The sequence below is a fragment of the Frankia sp. EI5c genome, assembly GCF_001636565.1.
In the GTDB taxonomy this organism is placed as follows: Bacteria; Actinomycetota; Actinomycetes; order Frankiales; family Frankiaceae; genus Parafrankia.
The window spans coordinates 152,849-168,845 of sequence record NZ_LRTK01000005.1; the positions used below are offsets into that span (position 1 = coordinate 152,849).

Consider the following 15,997-nt stretch of genomic DNA (forward strand, 5'->3'; position numbering starts at 1 on the left):
CCGCGGACGGAGAGCCCGCCCGGCGCACCCGGAACAAACAGCGATCCGGTAAAACGTTACTCCGCCGTTGCGGAATCCCCGGCGGCGCCGGCACGGACGGTTGCCAGATGGTCCGCAAGCCGCACCCGGATGTCCTCCGCGACCGCCGCCAGCGCCCGCCGGGAACGCGGGTTCGCCGGCACCTCCACCTCGAACGGCTCCCCGAACACCACCCGCACCTTCACCGAGCGGCGTGGCCAGCGCGCACCCCGCGGGAGCGCGTCGCCGGTGTTGATGCAGGCCACCGGGAGCACACGGCAACGGCCGTGCACGGCGAGGTACGCGATGCCGTGCTGGACGGCGGCCATCTCGCCGCTGCCCCGGGTGCCCTCGGGGAACACGCCGATGGCACCGCCCCGGCTGAGCTCGTCCAACGCGGTGTGCAGGGCAGCGCGGTCCGGGCGGCCGCGGTCCACCGGGATCTGGCCGACGAACCGCAGCAGCCACCCCAGGAAGCCCTTGTACATCTCGGACTTCACCAGGCACCGCACAGTCCGGGGTGCCTCGATGACGACCAGCGGGCCGTCCATCCAGCTGCTGTGGTTGCCCGCGAAGATCAGGGGCTCGCCCTTCGGGACGTTCTCCCAGCCCTCGTGGGTGACGTTCATGATCAGGTGGTTCAGCACCTGCCGCACCGGCGGCTTGAGTACCCGGTGGGTGATGTCGTTGAACGGTTTGGACGCGGCCCCGCGGTGCGCGGGCGCCGCGGGCGCCGGCCGCGCGGCGGCCCGGTCGGTAGCCCGGTCGGTGGCGGCTGGCTGCGAGGGCAGGTCGGCGGGACCGACGCGCACCGCCGTGGCCGCGTCCGTCGCCGTCCCGTCCGCCGCGGCCGCTTCCACCACGGGCACTCCCGCCGCAGCTGTTTCCGCGGTGACCACTTCCACCGCGATCACTTCCGCCGCCGCTGGCTCCACCGCGACCCCTTCCGCAGTGGGTCCGGCCGCAGGCGAGCCCGGGTCGGCCGGGCGAAGCGAGTGTTCGGAGGTGGTCATGAGGTTGCCGCCAGCAGGTGCTCGCTGCGGCGCATCACCTCTTCCACCACCTCGGTGACCGAGAGCGCGCTGGAGTCGAGCACGATGGCGCCTTCCGGAACCGACAGCGGGTCGACCGTCCGGGAGCTGTCGAGCGCGTCGCGCCGGCCCAGCTCGGCGAGGGTGCGGGCGACGTCGTCGACGCCCTTCTCCCCGAGCTGCCTGGACCGCCGCAGGGCGCGGACCTCGGTCGACGCGGTGAGGAAGACCTTGACCGGGGCGTCCGGGGCGACCACCGAGCCGATGTCGCGCCCCTCGACCACGATGCCGCCGGCGGCGAGGGACTCCGCGATGATCTCCCGCTGCTGCGCGACCAGCCGCTCACGCACCGCGGGAACCGCGGCGACCGCGCTCACCGCGTTGGTGACCGCCCGGGTCCGGATCTGCTCCTCGACGTTGACCCCGTCAGCGGCGATGGTCGGCGCGTCAGGGTCGGTACCGACCGTGAGTACCGTGCGCTCGGAGATCTCGGCGACCGCGGCCGGGTCCTCGATGTCGATCCGGCGCTCCAGCGCGACCTGGGTGACCGCCCGGTACATGGCACCGGTGTCCAGGTACCGCAGGCCCAGCTGGCGGGCGATCTCGCGGGACACGGTGCTCTTCCCGGAACCGCCGGGACCGTCCACCGCGACCACGAGGCCGGCTGGCCCGAACCTCACGGGGTCNCCCCCCGCCGGCGCCGCGGGCACCGGAGACCCACTGGTCTCCCGCTCCACCGTCCTGAAAGCATCGTCGTGGCTGCCGGTGGCCGAAGCCCCCGGCGTAGCGGACCCGTCGTCGGGGCTCACCCGTCTCCTCCGTCCGGACGCGCGTCTGTCGACTCGCACGTATCAGTGTTCACACCGGGCCGGCGGGGCCAGGACCTGCGCGCCGACGACCCGGACCGCTCCGCCGATGGTCCCGAGAGCACCTGCCAGGCGGCCGACCCGGATCAGGCTACTCGCTGGTCTGTCACGAACGCCGGTATGCCGTCCATCCGGCCCTTGTCAACCGCTCCACCAGGCCGTCTGCGCCCGCCGGGTCGACGGCGATCTCGACGATGCCGGCCGGCGCGTCCAGGCTGTGCTCGAACGGCCCGACGTCCTCGATGTTCACCTCCCACTCGCCGATCACCGCGAACAGCGCGGCGAGCTGGCCCGGCCGGTCGTCGAGCACCACACCGACCCAGCCCCACGGAAGTGCCTGGGCACCGGCCTTGCGGGGCAGCAGTGCCCGGCCCTGGCGCCCGCGGCCCATCGCCCCCGTGACCGCGGCCACGACCTCGTCCCGCGTCCCCTCCGCGAGCACGTCGGCCAGCAGGGTGAACTCCCGCCCGAGGCGGCGCACCCGCTCGGCGATGGGGCCGCGGTTCCCCTCGATGATCGACGCCCACAGCACCGCGTCGCTGTCGGCGAGCCGGGTGGTGTCACGGAACCCCTGCCCGACGAACGGCAGGTCGTGGGAGTCAAGACCGAGCAGGGTCCCGGCGAGGACGCTGGCCACGAGCTGCGGCACGTGGGAGAGCACCGCCATCGTCGCGTCGTGCCGCTCCGGCGTCGTGCGCACCGGTATCGCGCCACAGGTCAGGGCGAGCGCCGCGGTGGCCGTGACCGCCGCCGACCCGGTGTGCGGCACCGGGCAGATGGCCCACACCCGCTCGGCGAACAGGTCGGCGCGGGCGGACACGGCGCCGTGCCGCTCCCGGCCGGCGATGGGATGGGCCGGGCACCAGGTGCCGAGGTCACAGCCGAGCTGGACGGCTTCCACCAGCGGGCGTGCCTTCACACTGCCGGCGTCGCTGACGGTGGCGGCGAGGCCGTCCCGCTGTAGTTCCCGCAGCTCGGAGGCAACCGTCGGCAGCGGGGTGGCGATCACCGCGTGGTCGACCCGCTCCCCCTGCCAAGGCCGACCGGCGCCCATCGCCTCGGCCAGCTTGACCTGCTCGGAGTCGGAGTCCCGCAGGAACACCTCGACGCCGCGCGCGGACAGCGCGAGCCCGATGCTGGTACCGATCAGCCCGGAGCCGACGACGGCGACCCGCCGCAGCTCGGGGAGCTGCCGGCCGTCCCAGGTGGGCGGGGCGGCGGCGCCGGCGCCGCCGGCGGCGGATCGCGCGGGCGGCGGGGAGGACCTGCCGGTCGTCACAGGCCTGCCGCCTTGTAGAGCGCTCCGACCTCGTGTCGGGTGAGGTGCCGGGCCCGACCGGCGCGCAGGGTGCCGAGCGTCACCGGGCCGAACGAGACGCGGACGAGCCGGTGCACCGGGTGCCCCACGCTCTCCATCAGCCGACGCACCACGTGCTTGCGGCCCTCATGCAGGACGATCTCCATCATCACCCGGGACGAGGCGACGTCGACGATGCGGGCGGAGTCGACCGCCACCGGGCCGTCACCGAGCTCCACGCCTCCCCGCAGGCGCCGGGGCAGGTCCTTGCGCACGGGGCCGCTGATCTCGACGAAATAGGTCTTGGGCACGCCGAAGGAGGGATGCGTCAGCCGGTGGGCGAGGTCGCCGTCGTTGGTCACCAGCAGCAGGCCCTCGCTGTCGCCGTCCAGGCGCCCGACGTGGAACAGCCCGGGCCCGAACTCGGTGAGCAGGTCGGCGATGGTCGGCCGGCCGCGGTCGTCGGACATCGCCGAGAGCACGCCACGGGGTTTGTTCAGCGCCAGGTGCACCAGGCCGGTGCGGGTGACGACGCGCTCACCGTCGACCTCGATCAGCGCTGTCTCGGGATTCACCCGGCGGCCCTGCTCCCGCACGACCTTGCCGTCGACCCGCACCCGCCCGGAGTCGATCAGCTCCTCGTTGTGCCGGCGCGAGCCGATACCGGCCGCGGCCAGCACCTTCTGCAGGCGGATGCCCTCGGATGACCTGCCCTCCCGGGCAGGCGCGGGCGTAGGGATCCCGGTCGGACCGGCGGCGTCGGAGCTGTCGAAGGAGTCGGAGGTGTCGAAGGAGTCGGATGCGGTGCCGTTCATGACGCCACGATGTCATCGACATCGGCCACCCCGGGCAGCAGGGGTGCCAGCGGGGGCAGCTCGTCAAGCCCACGCAGCCCCATCCGCTCCAGGAAGTAGTCGGTGGTCCGGTACAGGATGGCCCCCGACTCGTGGTCGTGCCCGCACTCCTCGACGAGGTTGCGCGCGGTGAGGGTCCGGATGACGCCGTCGGCCGAGACGCCGCGCACCGCCGATATCCGCCCGCGGCTGACCGGCTGCTGGTAGGCCACGATCGCGAGCGTCTCCAGCGCGGCCTGCGAAAGCCGCGCGGACTGCCCGGCGAGCACGAACCGCTCCACCCAGGGGGCGCATTCGTCCGCGGTGTAAAGCCGCCAGCCGCGGCCCACGTGGCGCAGCCGGAAGCCGTGCCCCTCGCGCTCGTACCGCTCGGCGAGCTCGGGCAGCAGCCGTTCGATCCGGCGGGCGGGGATGTCCAGGGCGGTGGCGAACTCGGCGATGCCCACCGGTCGTTCCGCGACCATCAGCACCGCCTCGACGAGCGCGGTGTCCGAAGGCCGGGCGGTGTCCGAAGCCCGGGTGTCCGAAGGCCGGGCCGTCGCCGGGCCGGCCGTTGTCCCCCCCACCGAAGTCGCCTCACCGGTCACTCGGTCGCTCCCCCGTTCTCCCCGTTCTCCACGGTCGTTCGGCGCGGGCGTCTCGGCCTTCTCCGCCGGTCCGCCAGCTCGTCCTGCTCCCACTCACCGGCCGCCGCGGACGTGATCTCGGGCAGGCCCGTATCCACCACGGCCTCGCCGCCGGCGTCATCGCCAGCGTAGAGGGAGGCACCGACAGGTCGGTCCTCATCCTCGGCGCGCGCGACCCAGCGGACGATGAGCTCACCCAGCGGCTGTTCCTGCTCGAAGGTGATCCGGCCCTCGCGGAACAGCTCGAGCAGCGCCAGGAAGCGCGCCACGACCTCGATCGTCTCCAGCAGGCCGACACAGAGCACCCCGAAGGACGCGGCACCCAGCTCACGCAGGATCCCGATCACCGCGATCATGTGCTCGCGGACGCTGACCCGGGGCAGGTGCACGTGATCGGTGGCGACCTGGGGTGGCAGCGGCGGCTCCCGCAGCCGGGCGGCGAGCTCGGCCAGCTCGGACGGCCCGATGCTGATCTGCACCTCGGGCAGCGTGGCCGCGTACCGGGGCTCCAGCGGCACCGCCCGGGCGACGAACCGGGACTCCAGCGCCATCATCGCACTGAAGATCGCCGATGCCTCCTTGTACGCCTTGTACTGCAGCAGGCGGGCGAAGAGCAGGTCACGTGCCTCCAGCAGGGCAAGATCCTCGGCCTCGTCGTCGGAGATCGCGCCGGGCAGCAGCCGGGCGGCCTTCAGATCGAGCAGCGTCGCCGCGATCACCAGGAACTCGGTGGCCTGCCCCAGGTCGAACCGATCCCCGAGCCGCCGGATGTGCGCGACGAACTCGTCGGTCACCTTCGACAGCGCCACCTCGGTGACGTCCATCCGGTGCTTGGCGATGAGCGAGAGCAGCAGATCGAACGGACCCGAGAAGTTGTCCAGCTCGACCACGAACGGCTCGGTACGCCCTCCGCGCGCGGTGATCGCCGCACCGGCGTCCTCGGCCCCGCCCCCGTCCTGCGCCGCTCGGGTGGCCCGCCCCCGCCCGGCCGGCCCGGCCCCGCCGGCGGCCCGCGCCACGGGCCCGGGCGGGGACCCAAGCTCCGCGCTCAGGGCAGATCGATTCCGATCAGGGAGCCCAGGCCGCGGGCCAGGGGCACGCTGAGCTGGCCCAGCACGGACGGGAACCCCGAGAACAGCACCGGTAGAATGATCACACCGAGGAGGATCGCGACACCGATGTTGCCGTCGGTGAGCCGGTGGTGCGTTCGCCGCCAGCCCTCGGACTGCGGGCCGAGCAGGAACAGGATGCGCCCGCCGTCCGACGGCGGGACCGGAACCAGGCTGAGCACGCAGAGCGCGGAGAAGGTGATGGCCATCGACATCAGCAGCTCGATGGCGAAGGTGCCGCCGATGACCTCGGGCACCCGGCCGCTGCCGTCGACCAGCACCCGGCCGGTGAGCGCCCGCAGACCCCCCAGCGAGGCGAGCGCCAGCAGCGCGTAGGCCAGCGGGCCGGCGAGCAGCGCGGCCGTGACGTGGAAGCGGCGGCGGCGCCACACGTCGTTCATGGCGATCGGCTCGGCCCAGCCGGCTCCGCCCAGCAGGACACCGACCCAGCTGAACGGGCTGATCCGCTGGGCGCCCAGGCTTGCCGTCAACCGACCGGACCGCCGGGGCATCGGGTCCCGGGCGAGGCGGGCGGCGAGGATCTGCGCGGCGTCATGCACGACGACGCCGCTGACGAAGGCGAGCAGAATCCCGAGCAGCGCGGCTGGCTCGGCAAGGTAGAACAGCACGGCGTTTTCTTCCGTCCCCGATCGGTCGTCCCTAGACCAGAGCCCCGATCGGGCCCCGTCCCCCTTCGCTCGCGCCGTTCACCAGCCGGGCCGCCCGCGGCACCGCACGCGCCGACCGCCCCGGTTGCGGGCGGCCGGCTCGCCGAGCGCCGCGGCCGGCCCCGCGGGGCGGCCGGGTCACCCGACCACCGGCGGCGTCGCGTAGCGGGCCATCAGCTCACGGGCAAGTCGACGGTATCCGGCCGCGCCGACCGATGTGGGGGCATAAGTGGTGATCGGCTCACCGGCGACGGTGGTCTCCGGGAACCGGACCGTACGGTTGATCACCGTGTGGAAGACCTCGTCGGGAAAACGCTCCACGACACGGGCGAGTACCTCACGGGCGTGCAGCGTCCTCGCGTCGTACATCGTCGCCAGGATTCCGGCCAGCTCGAGGCGCGAGTTGAGCCNCTCCCGCACCTTGTCGATGGTCTGCAGCAGCAGNGCCNCCCCGCGCAGGGCGAAGTACTCGCACTCCAGCGGGACGATGACGGCGTCGGCCGCGGTGAGCGCGTTCACCGTGAGCAGGCCGAGCGACGGCTGACAGTCGATCAGGATGACGTCGTAGACGTCCATGACGGGGGCGAGGGTGCGCGCCAGGCTGTGCTCACGGCCCACCTCGGTGACCAGCAGCACCTCGGCGGCCGAGAGGTCGATGTTGCTGGGCAGCAGGTCGAGGTTCTCGACCTGCGTCTCCACGATGACGTCCACGATGTCGGCATCGCCACCGAGCAGGAGGTCGTGCACGGTCATCTCGAACTGCATGGGGTTGATCCCCAGGCCCACGGAGAGCGCGCCCTGCGGGTCGAAATCCACTAGCAGAACCCGCCGGCCGTACTCCGCGAGCGCGGCACCGAGATTGATCGTGCTGGTGGTCTTGCCCACGCCGCCCTTCTGGTTGCACATGGCGACGACCCAGGCGGGCCCATGCGAGGTCAGGGCAGCCGGAACCGGGAACGCGGGCATGGGACGCCCGGTGGGACCCGGTTTTCCGACGCCCTCGTCGGTGTCGCCGACTTCCAGCCGGCCGTCCTCGGACAGGCGAGGCTCGCCGACCGTCACCTCGCCGTAGTAGCGGCGGCCCGGCGGACCGGTGACCGCGGAGTCGGAACGGACCACGAAGTACCTGCTCCTCACGACTGCTCGGACAGTCCCTGCGCCAATACCCCCGTCTCGGCGCCACTGCCGGGCGCCGCCACAGGGCTTCGGATACGTCCGCGTCGGCTGTTACTCGTCCTGACGTTACGGGTTCGGGGTTACTGCTCGGGTTACTGCTTCAGGGGTCGCTGTGTGTCGGCTGTTACTGCGCCTTCGGCGGAGATCTCCTCCTGTGACGAGCAGAAACGGACCGGTAGGAGCGTACCGACCCTGACCCGGTATCGGCCGCCTCGGGGCCCGCCAGACGGCGTGTCGCGTTCCAGGCCCCATGTGCGACTCGAACTTCGGTGCCCACCCGGCGCGTTTCACGGATATCGGCAGCTCTTCACACCGTTGGTTACCCGGCGGGTGAGCAGGCTTCGGCCGGAGCGGAACAAGGTGACTCGAAGACCTCCGGCCGGCCGAGCGGCCCCTACCCGGACGACATTGCGGCCGGGTGACAGTCAGGTGTTGGCTGGATCCCGACGGCCGGCACACCGGCCGTTCCCACGACTGTTCCGCCCCCGAACAGCGGCCGCCGAACCGCCGCCGCACCGGACACCGTTCGGCGGGTGGCGGAAATCACCGGCAGGACCGGCGAACGCGAAAGGGAGTGCCATGACCGAAGGCCCACAGGCAGTGACCGTCGAGGCGGTCGTCGCCGTGGAGAAGGGCGCGCCGGTTGCCCTGACGAGGATCGTCGTGCCGGCTCCGGGCCCGGGCGAGGCCCGGGTGCGGGTCCAGGCCTGCGGCGTGTGCCACACCGACCTCCACTACCGCGAAGGGGCCATCAACGACGACTACCCGTTCCTGCTCGGGCACGAGGCCGCGGGAACCGTGGAGGCGGTGGGCGAGGGCGTGACCTCGGTCGCTCCCGGTGACTACGTCGTCCTCGCCTGGCGGGCGCCGTGCGGGACATGCCGCTCCTGCCTGCGCGGAGCGCCCTGGTACTGCTTCGACTCCCGCAACGCCGTCAACCCGATGACCCTGCAGGACGGCACCCCGCTCTCCCCCGCCCTGGGCATCGGCGCCTTCGCGCCCCTGACGCTGGTCGCGGCCGGGCAGTGCGTGAAAGTCGACCCGGCGGTGCCGCCGCAGGCCGCGGGCCTGATCGGCTGTGGTGTGATGGCCGGCTTCGGTGCCGCGGTGAACACCGGGCGGGTCGGCCGCGGCGAGACCGTGGCGGTGTTCGGCTGCGGTGGCGTCGGCGACGCCGCCATCGCCGGCGCGTCCGTGGCGGGCGCCCGCCGGATCATCGCCGTCGACGTGAGCGACCGCAAGCTGGAGTGGGCCAGGAAGTTCGGCGCCACCGACGTGGTGAACTCCACCACCCAGGATCCCGTCGAGGCGGTGCGGGCGCTGACCGACGGGAACGGCGCGGACGTCGTGATCGAGGCCGTCGGCCGGCCCGAGACCTACCGGCAGGCGTTCTTCTCCCGCGACCTCGCCGGCCGGCTCGTGCTCGTCGGCGTGCCCGACCCCTCGATGACCATCGAGCTGCCGCTGGTCGAGATCTTCAGCCGCGGCGGTTCACTCGCCTCGTCGTGGTACGGCGACGCCCTGCCGACCCGGGACTTCCCGATCATCGTCGACCTGCACCGACAGGGCCGGCTCGACCTCTCCGCCTTCATCACCGAGACGGTCGGCATCGGCGACGTCGAGGCCGCGTTCGAGCGGATGCACCGCGGTGAGGTGCTGCGTAGCGTCGTCCTGATCTGAGCGATCGCAGCCGGGCAGCCGCGGGCCCGCGACCAGCCGCCAGGCCCGCGGCCCGCGGCACGTCCGATCCGGCGCCGCCACGGCGCCCCGCCCCGCCGTTCCGGTGAAGCCGGACGGGTGAGACCGGCCGGCACGGCGACGCGCCGCCGGATCGGACGGGTACGGTCTGTCGGGGTCGGCTGGTTCCGGGACTGGGGCCGACACGGAGAGGAGTTCCGCGTGACGGTCAGCGGTCGCCAACGGATCGACCGGGTCATCACCCGTGGCGATTTCACCCTCGACGGGCAGTCGTTCACGGTGGACAACAACGTGTGGCTCGTCGGCGACGAGCGCACGGTCCTCGTCATCGACGCCGCGCACGATCCCTCCGTGATCGAAGCCGCCGTCGACGGGCGGAAGGTCTCACTGATCGTCGCCACCCACGGCCACAACGACCACATCAACGCCGCGGCGGAGCTGGCGGACCGGGTCCGCGCGCCCATCGCGCTGCACCCCGACGACCTCGCCCTGTGGCGACAGGTTTACCCGGAGCGCTCACCGGACTCGGCGCTGCGTGACGGCCAGAGCATCCCGATCGCCGGCGGCGCGCTGCGCGTGCTCCACACCCCCGGTCACTCCCCCGGCGGTGTCTGCCTCTTCGGAGCCATCAACGGCGACCCGGTGCTCTTCAGCGGCGACACGTTGTTCCGGGGCGGCCCGGGAGCCACCGGCCGGTCATTTTCCGACTTCCCGACAATTCTCGCCTCGATCCGCGGAAAACTGCTCACCCTGCCGGCGGAGACCGCCGTGCACACCGGCCACGGTGATGACACAACGATCGGCGAGGAAGCCGTCGACTACGAGGACTGGGTGCGCCGCGGGCACTGAAACACGCCGGAGCGACAGACCACGGCAACAGATCACGGCCACGCCTCGGCGGGCGCACCGCGCCCACTCGCCTCGCCGAGGATGACCGACCGGATACCGATCGCACAATGCGCTTTCCGTGCGGATTCCGCGGAACCGCGGTCAGCTCACGCGGTCGTCCCGGCCCGCACGGCTGTCCCGGCGCAGCTGACGCAGCTGGCGGCGCAGCCTGATCTGCGGGAGGAGTCCGATGAGCAGCCCGACGACCAGACCCGCCGCGGCGGCCGCGGCCAGCGCGCCGGCGACGGACATCACCTGCGTCGAACCGAACGCCCAGATGCTCACCCGCTGATCGTTCTTGACCACGAACACGATGACCGCGATGGCGATGAGCAGGACCAGCACCGTGATCGCGTAGGTCGAGTAGGCGACCCCCCGCCGCGCGGGCTTCGCACCCGCCGCCCCCGCGGGGCCGGCACCGGGCGATCCAGCCGGGCCGGGTGCCGGCGCCGCGGGGCCGGGCGTGCCGGGCCGCGGTTGGGCCGGGGCGGCGGGAACCGCCCCCGTGGGCGGATACGGCGCGGTGACGGCCGGCGGGGCTCCCCCACCCGCCACCGGGCCAGGCTTCTCCAGGCCGCCGCCCGGCTGCTGTGGTGCCGTCATCGCACGCCCCCTGCGGTAGTCCGCCCCGGTCGGCCACCGCCGGCCGGAGTCTGATGTGCCAGGTACTGATGTTCCAGATGGTGATGTGCCAGGTGGTGATGTGCCAGGTGGTGATGTCACCAGGTCGTGAGGTGCCAGGCACTGGTATGTGCCGGGTACGGACACCCGTGTACGCAGTCTAGGACGGCTGGTGCCATATGCTGAGCCGCGCGGACGAGTTGGCCGGACGGTCGCGTCGGCATCGGGGCGCAGGCCCCGGGGCCGCCGAGGAACGTCCGGGCTCCACAGGGCGGGGTGGTGGGTAACGCCCACCCGGGGTGACCCGCGGGACAGTGCCACAGAAAACAGACCGCCGGCACCGCACAGCGCCGGTAAGGGTGAAACGGTGCGGTAAGAGCGCACCAGCGCCCGGGGTGACCCGGGCGGCTCGGTAAACCCCACCTGGAGCAAGGCCAAAAGGCCCGGCCGGAAACGGTCGCGGGCTGCGCAGGCGTTCGAGGGCTGCCCGCCCGAGCCTGCGGGTAGGCCGCTGGAGGCCGCCGGCAACGGCGGTCCTAGATGGATGACCGTCACCGGCAAGCCGCGAGGCGACCCGGTACAGAACCCGGCGTACAGGCCAACTCGTCCGCCCCACCAGGACTTCCACCGAGATCGGACCGTCAAGGCCCGGCTTCGGCGAGACCCGGGCACCCGGTTCCGCGCCGCCCGCGAGGCCGCCACCGGAACCGGTCAGGACGGGAGCCGGCCGCTCAGGACGTGTGTGCGGGCCAGGCTCGAACGCGCTCGTCGAGGTTGTCCAGCGACGCGTGCCAGCCGACGTAGCCGCGGGCCTCGCTGACGAAACGCCGCGACCGCCGGGCGATGACGGAGCTGGGCCGGTCGTGGGAGATCGTGAGGGCCTCGCCGACGAGTTCGACCGCCTGGTCGAGGTCGCGTCGCTTGGCGGCGGCGGTGGCCGCGGCGATCCTGGCCATCGAACGCAGGCCGGTCGCGCCGGCCGTGTCCAGATGGTGGATGGCGGCGTCGGTGTAGACGCTCGCCGCACCCGGCATCCCGAGTTCGACGTAGGCGGCTGCCGACAGCTCGGAGAGGGTCAGCACGTGCAGCGTGTCGATCGAGAAGCCGGGCCGGCCGTGCTGGTCGGCGCTCAGCGAGCCCGCGATGTTCCAGGCCCGCCCGACGGCCCCGTGCACCGCCGCCCGGTCGCCGAGCGCGCCGTGCGCCCGGGCTTCGATCGCGGCCGCGCGCGCCGCGGCCGGTGAGCCGCGCTCGACCAGCGCCGCGCCCGCGGCGGCGAGGGCGGCCGCGTCGGCCGGCCGGCCGGCCTTGCGTGCCAGGGACGACTGCCACAGCCGGATCCAGCACTGCAGCGTCGTGTCGTCGGCCAGCGCGGCGTGCTCGTACGCCTCGCCGAACGCGGCGGTGGCGCCCGGCGTGTCCCCGAGGTCGTGGCGGGTGGTGGCCCTGAGCGCGCCCAGCCGCCCGACCACGTGGTGCAGCCGGGTCCGGGTGGCCTGCGGGAGGGAGTCGCGCATCAGCAGCGAGCGCACGACGGGCAGGTGGCGACGCACCTGCGCGGCGGTCGCGCTGATCGGGGCCCGCTCGTAGCCCGCGGTGATCAGGGTGACCCGGTCGTCGAGATGCCCCAGCAGGTCGGGGGACGGGCTCACGCCGCCGCCACCCGCGCCACCCCCGCCGCCCGGCCCGCCCAGGGCGAGCAGGTCGAGCGGGAGCAGGGTGCCGACGGCCAGCAGCCGACGCCGGGTACTTCCGTCCATCCNTCATGTCCTCCGCGTGGCACAGCGGAGGAAGGCAACCGCTTCGGGACTGACGACGTCGACCGTCCTCGCACTCCGCCTCCGCGCATGTCCCGGATCCTGCTGCCACCGGGACGGCCCGTCACCCTCCAGGGCCACTGGCAGACACGGGTTGCCCGGGCCGGCGCGGAGCGGACGTGTCCGCTCCGGCAGCCGGCGGCCGGCCCCGCGGTCGCGGTTACTCGCCCGCGACGACCAGGTGCGCGACGTGGTGGGTGTCGTTGAACCCGCGCAGCACCGCGGGCCCGTCCGAGTACCAGTCGACGGTCGTGATCGACACCAGGTCGAGGTGCAGCCGGTAGAGGACGGTGGGCTCGGCCGCGAGCGCGAGTTGGGTGAGCCCCTTGATCGGGGTCACGTGAGAGACCACGAGGACCCGGCCGCCGGCGTACTGGGCCATGATCCGGTCGCGCGCGGCGGCGACCCGCGCGACGGTGCTGCGCAGGCTCTCACCCCCGGGCGGCGGCACCCCCGGATCCGCCAGCCAGGCGTTCAGCTCGTCCGGGTAGCGCTCCCGCACCTCGGCGAAGGTGAGCCCCTCCCAGCCGCCGAAGTCGGTCTCCCGCAGGTCCTCGTCGATCAGGTAGTCGCGCCCGAGCGCGTCCGCGGTCTGCCGGGCCCGCTTGAGCGGCGAGCTGATGACCGCGTCGAACGGCTCGTCCCGCAGCCGGTCCGCGGCGGCGGCGACCTGCAGGAGCCCGACGTCGGTGAGCGATGCCTCCACGCTTCCGCTGAACCGCTTCTCCACCGACATCGGCGTCTGCCCGTGCCGGAGGAGGACCGTGACGGTGGGCGGGGCGGGCGGGGCCATCCAGCCGGACAGCCGGTGGGTCGTCGGCGCCTGGTGCGGCACCGGATCCGGCGACTGCGGAACCGCGGGCGCCCAGACCCGGCCGGCGGCGGCGGCGTCCATCGCCTCGTTCGCCAGCCGGTCCGCCTCGCCGTTGCGGTCCCGCGGTACCCAGACGAACCGGACGCTCGGGAAACGCGCGGCCAGCCCGGAGGCCTCGGAGGCCAGCGGGCGCATCGACGGGTGCTTGATCTTCCAACGCCCGCTCATCTGCTCGACGACGAGCTTCGAGTCCATCCGGACCTCGACGTCGGCACCGGGGTCGACGTCCGCGGCGGCGCGCAGGCCCGCGAGCAGTCCCTCGTACTCGGCGACGTTGTTGGTGGCCGACCCGATCGAGGCGGCCCGCTCCGCGAGTACCTCACCGGTGCCGGCGTCCCGAACCAGGGCTCCGTAGCCGGCGGGGCCCGGGTTGCCCCGGGAACCTCCGTCGGCCTCGACGACCAGCCTGCGCAGAGCGCTCATGCCGCCACTCCCCTCGCTCGTCCGGCTCCCGCGGGGTTCCCGCCCCCACCGGGGGGAGGGGAGACTTTACCGGCCGTACGGCGGTGTGGACAGTGGGCGAGTGGAAACGATCCGCCGCGGTCTGCCACCCGTCGAGCCTGGTCGGGCGGTCACGGGCGCAGGCGTCACGGAAGCCGCCCCTAGAGGCCGGATTCGGCCGTCCTGACCAGGATGCGGCGGCACTCCTCGCAGCGGACCACCTCGTCGGCGGGCGCGGCGGCGACCGCGCGCAGGTCACCCCCGGACAGTTCCAGATGGCACCCTTCGCAGCGCCGCCGCACCAGGGCCGCCGCCCCGACACCGCCGGAGGAGCCGCGGATCCGCTCGTAGAGGGTGACCAGCGGCGCGGGCAGGACCGGCGCGAGCGTCTCCCGCTCGGAGCGCTTCTTCGTCGCTTCGGTGTCGATGTCGCCGAACTGCTCGTCCCGGCGCCGCTCGGCGTCCGCCAGCTCGGCCGCGAGCCGCTCGTGCTCGGCGGCCAGGCCGGTCAGCTTCTCCTGCAGCGCCTCGACGGCTTCCATCCGCTCGAGCGCCTCGTCCTCCAGCACACCCTGCCGGCGGGCCAGCGACGCCAGCTCGGCCTGCAGGTTCTCCAGCTCGCGGGAGTTGGTCACCTGGCCGGACTCGACGCGGACGCGGTTGCGGTCGGCACGACCGCGAACCAGCTCGATCTCGTTCTCCAGCTTCTGCTGGGCCCGCCCGATGTCCGCGATCTCGGTCCGTACCCGGACCATGTCCGCGTCGAGGCTTTCCAGCGCCGCCGACGTCTCGGCGATGACCGCGAGCTCCGGGAGGGCGCGGCGCCGCGCGGTGAGCCGGTCAAGCGCCGTGTCCAGCGCCTGGAGGTCGAGGAGGCGGAGCTGCGTTGCTGGGTCGGCCTTCATGGACTCCTCGCCTAGAACCCTTCTTCGGAACGCGCCGCGGGCGCGTGGAGCGGTATGGACGACTGGTCGGCCTGCGCCGGCTCGATGTTCAACTCGTTGTCCGACTCGTTGTCCGACCCGACGGCCGGCCCGGTGCCCGTGGCGCTCATGTGCAGCCGCCACGGATCCGTCACGAGTGTGGAAACCAGGGTGTTCACCGTACGTCCCCGCGCCGCCAGCCCGGCGCGCAACCGGTCCGCGGCACCGGCGAGCCAGGGCCACTCGCTCGCCCAGTGCGCCACGTCGACGATGACCAGCCCGTGGTCGGCGACGGCGTCGAGAGTGTGGTGATGCCGGCCGTCCGCGGTCACCAGAACGTCGGCGCCGGCCGCCGCGGCGGCGCCGGCGAGCTCCCCGCCGGCGCCGCCGCACACGGCGACCCGGCGGACCAGCATGCCCGGCGTTCCGGTCGCCCGCACCCCGCCGGCGGTCACCGGCAGCGCCCGCGCGACCCGCTGGCAGAACACCGCCAGCGGCTCGGGGGCGGGCAGCAGCCCGATCCGGCCGAGCCCGCGGCACTCGGTGCCGGCGCCGGTGCGCGTGCGCACCCGGCCTTCGGCCCTGGTGGCCGCCCGATCCAGCGGCTGGACGTCGCGCAGGCCGATCGAGGCGGCCAGGGCATCACTGACGCCCGGCTCGGCCACGTCGGCGTTCGTGTGCACTGTGAACAGCGTCACGCCGGCCCGGATCAGGGTCGCGGCGACTCGCCCCGCGGTCGTCGTCTCGGCCACGGTGTGCACTCCGCGCAGGAACAGCGGGTGGTGTGTCACCAGGAGCTGGGCCCGGCCGGCGGCCTCGGCCGCGACGGCGGGGGTGGGATCCACCGCGAACAGAACCTCGCGCACCGGAGCCTCCGGATCCCCCACCGACAGCCCCACCGCGTCCCACGGCTCCGCCCACGCCGGCGGGTAACAGGATTCGAGCGCCGAGACACAGTCACGGACCGTCGCACCAACGGAGGTCATCCCAGCGACCTTACCCGGATGCAGGCCGGACGGGTCTGATCGGTGACCACCCGGTCGCCAACTGACCAGGCGCCGTCACTTCGCACCAGACTGACCCGTAACGT

The 15,997-nt window shown here is 73.3% G+C and carries 14 protein-coding genes, 1 other RNA gene and 1 pseudogene; 3 read left to right on the forward strand and 13 right to left on the reverse strand.

The window, feature by feature from the left end; all coding sequences use genetic code 11:
* Positions 1-56 precede the first annotated feature (56 nt).
* The 9 genes and pseudogenes from UG55_RS02325 to UG55_RS31430 form a co-directional block, all read right to left on the reverse strand.
* The gene (locus UG55_RS02325) at positions 57-1,031 is read right to left on the reverse strand and encodes a 1-acyl-sn-glycerol-3-phosphate acyltransferase (protein ID WP_066062064.1); all 975 of its coding nucleotides are present in this window, start codon (positions 1,029-1,031) and stop codon (positions 57-59) included.
* Positions 1,028-1,735 (reverse strand): (d)CMP kinase (gene cmk, locus UG55_RS02330; RefSeq protein WP_313954574.1); only part of this gene is annotated, 708 nt, incomplete at its 5' end. The genes UG55_RS02325 and cmk, both read right to left, overlap by 4 nt.
* 286 nt (positions 1,736-2,021) lie before the next feature.
* Positions 2,022-3,194, reverse strand: a complete 1,173-nt coding sequence (locus tag UG55_RS02335) for a prephenate dehydrogenase (protein ID WP_066062070.1) — start codon at positions 3,192-3,194, stop codon at positions 2,022-2,024.
* Entirely contained in the window at positions 3,191-4,027 is an 837-nt protein-coding gene (locus UG55_RS02340) for a pseudouridine synthase (RefSeq protein WP_083986316.1), read from the reverse strand. The genes UG55_RS02335 and UG55_RS02340 overlap by 4 nt, the downstream gene beginning before the upstream one ends.
* Positions 4,024-4,632 (reverse strand): SMC-Scp complex subunit ScpB, encoded by a 609-nt coding sequence (gene scpB, locus UG55_RS02345; RefSeq protein WP_066062620.1) that lies wholly within the window; start codon positions 4,630-4,632, stop codon positions 4,024-4,026. The genes UG55_RS02340 and scpB overlap by 4 nt, the downstream gene beginning before the upstream one ends.
* 17 nt (positions 4,633-4,649) lie before the next feature.
* Positions 4,650-5,711 carry a ScpA family protein gene (locus UG55_RS02350; protein WP_128422820.1) on the reverse strand — a complete coding sequence of 354 codons (1,062 nt, stop codon included), beginning with the start codon at positions 5,709-5,711 and terminating at the stop codon, positions 4,650-4,652.
* A 29-nt stretch (positions 5,712-5,740) separates the two neighbouring features.
* Positions 5,741-6,430: a Zn-dependent membrane protease gene (locus UG55_RS02355; protein WP_066062073.1), complete on the reverse strand. Its 690-nt coding sequence runs from the start codon at positions 6,428-6,430 to the stop codon at positions 5,741-5,743.
* Between the two features lie 177 nt (positions 6,431-6,607).
* Positions 6,608-6,879 (reverse strand): ParA family protein (locus tag UG55_RS31420; RefSeq protein ID WP_396230777.1); only part of this gene is annotated, 272 nt, incomplete at its 5' end.
* A 39-nt stretch (positions 6,880-6,918) separates the two neighbouring features.
* Positions 6,919-7,588: pseudogene (locus UG55_RS31430) on the reverse strand (ParA family protein); the annotation flags it as partial.
* A 636-nt stretch (positions 7,589-8,224) separates the two neighbouring features.
* Between UG55_RS31430 and UG55_RS02365 the strand changes: the two are divergent.
* Both UG55_RS02365 and UG55_RS02370 read left to right on the forward strand, forming a co-directional pair.
* Positions 8,225-9,325, forward strand: coding sequence for an S-(hydroxymethyl)mycothiol dehydrogenase (locus UG55_RS02365; RefSeq protein ID WP_066062079.1), 1,101 nt, complete (start codon positions 8,225-8,227; stop codon positions 9,323-9,325).
* A gap of 219 nt (positions 9,326-9,544) precedes the next feature.
* Positions 9,545-10,192 carry an MBL fold metallo-hydrolase gene (locus UG55_RS02370; protein ID WP_066062082.1) on the forward strand — a complete coding sequence of 216 codons (648 nt, stop codon included), beginning with the start codon at positions 9,545-9,547 and terminating at the stop codon, positions 10,190-10,192.
* 141 nt (positions 10,193-10,333) lie between these two features.
* Here the strand turns inward: UG55_RS02370 and UG55_RS02375 are convergent, their stop codons facing one another.
* Entirely contained in the window at positions 10,334-10,834 is a 501-nt protein-coding gene (locus tag UG55_RS02375) for a lipopolysaccharide assembly protein LapA domain-containing protein (RefSeq protein WP_066062085.1), read from the reverse strand.
* Positions 10,835-11,048: 214 nt separating this feature from the next.
* Here UG55_RS02375 and rnpB point away from each other — a divergent pair.
* Positions 11,049-11,462, forward strand: an RNA gene (gene rnpB / locus UG55_RS02380) — RNase P RNA component class A.
* Positions 11,463-12,829: 1,367 nt separating this feature from the next.
* Here rnpB and UG55_RS02390 read toward each other — a convergent pair.
* From UG55_RS02390 to UG55_RS02400, 3 genes are all read right to left on the reverse strand, one after another.
* Entirely contained in the window at positions 12,830-13,966 is a 1,137-nt protein-coding gene (locus tag UG55_RS02390; RefSeq protein WP_066062092.1) for a bifunctional RNase H/acid phosphatase, read from the reverse strand.
* 179 nt (positions 13,967-14,145) lie between these two features.
* Positions 14,146-14,889, reverse strand: coding sequence for a zinc ribbon domain-containing protein (locus tag UG55_RS02395; RefSeq protein WP_066062095.1), 744 nt, complete (start codon positions 14,887-14,889; stop codon positions 14,146-14,148).
* Between the two features lie 11 nt (positions 14,890-14,900).
* Positions 14,901-15,893: a Nif3-like dinuclear metal center hexameric protein gene (locus UG55_RS02400; RefSeq protein ID WP_066062098.1), complete on the reverse strand. Its 993-nt coding sequence runs from the start codon at positions 15,891-15,893 to the stop codon at positions 14,901-14,903.
* Positions 15,894-15,997 lie beyond the last annotated feature (104 nt).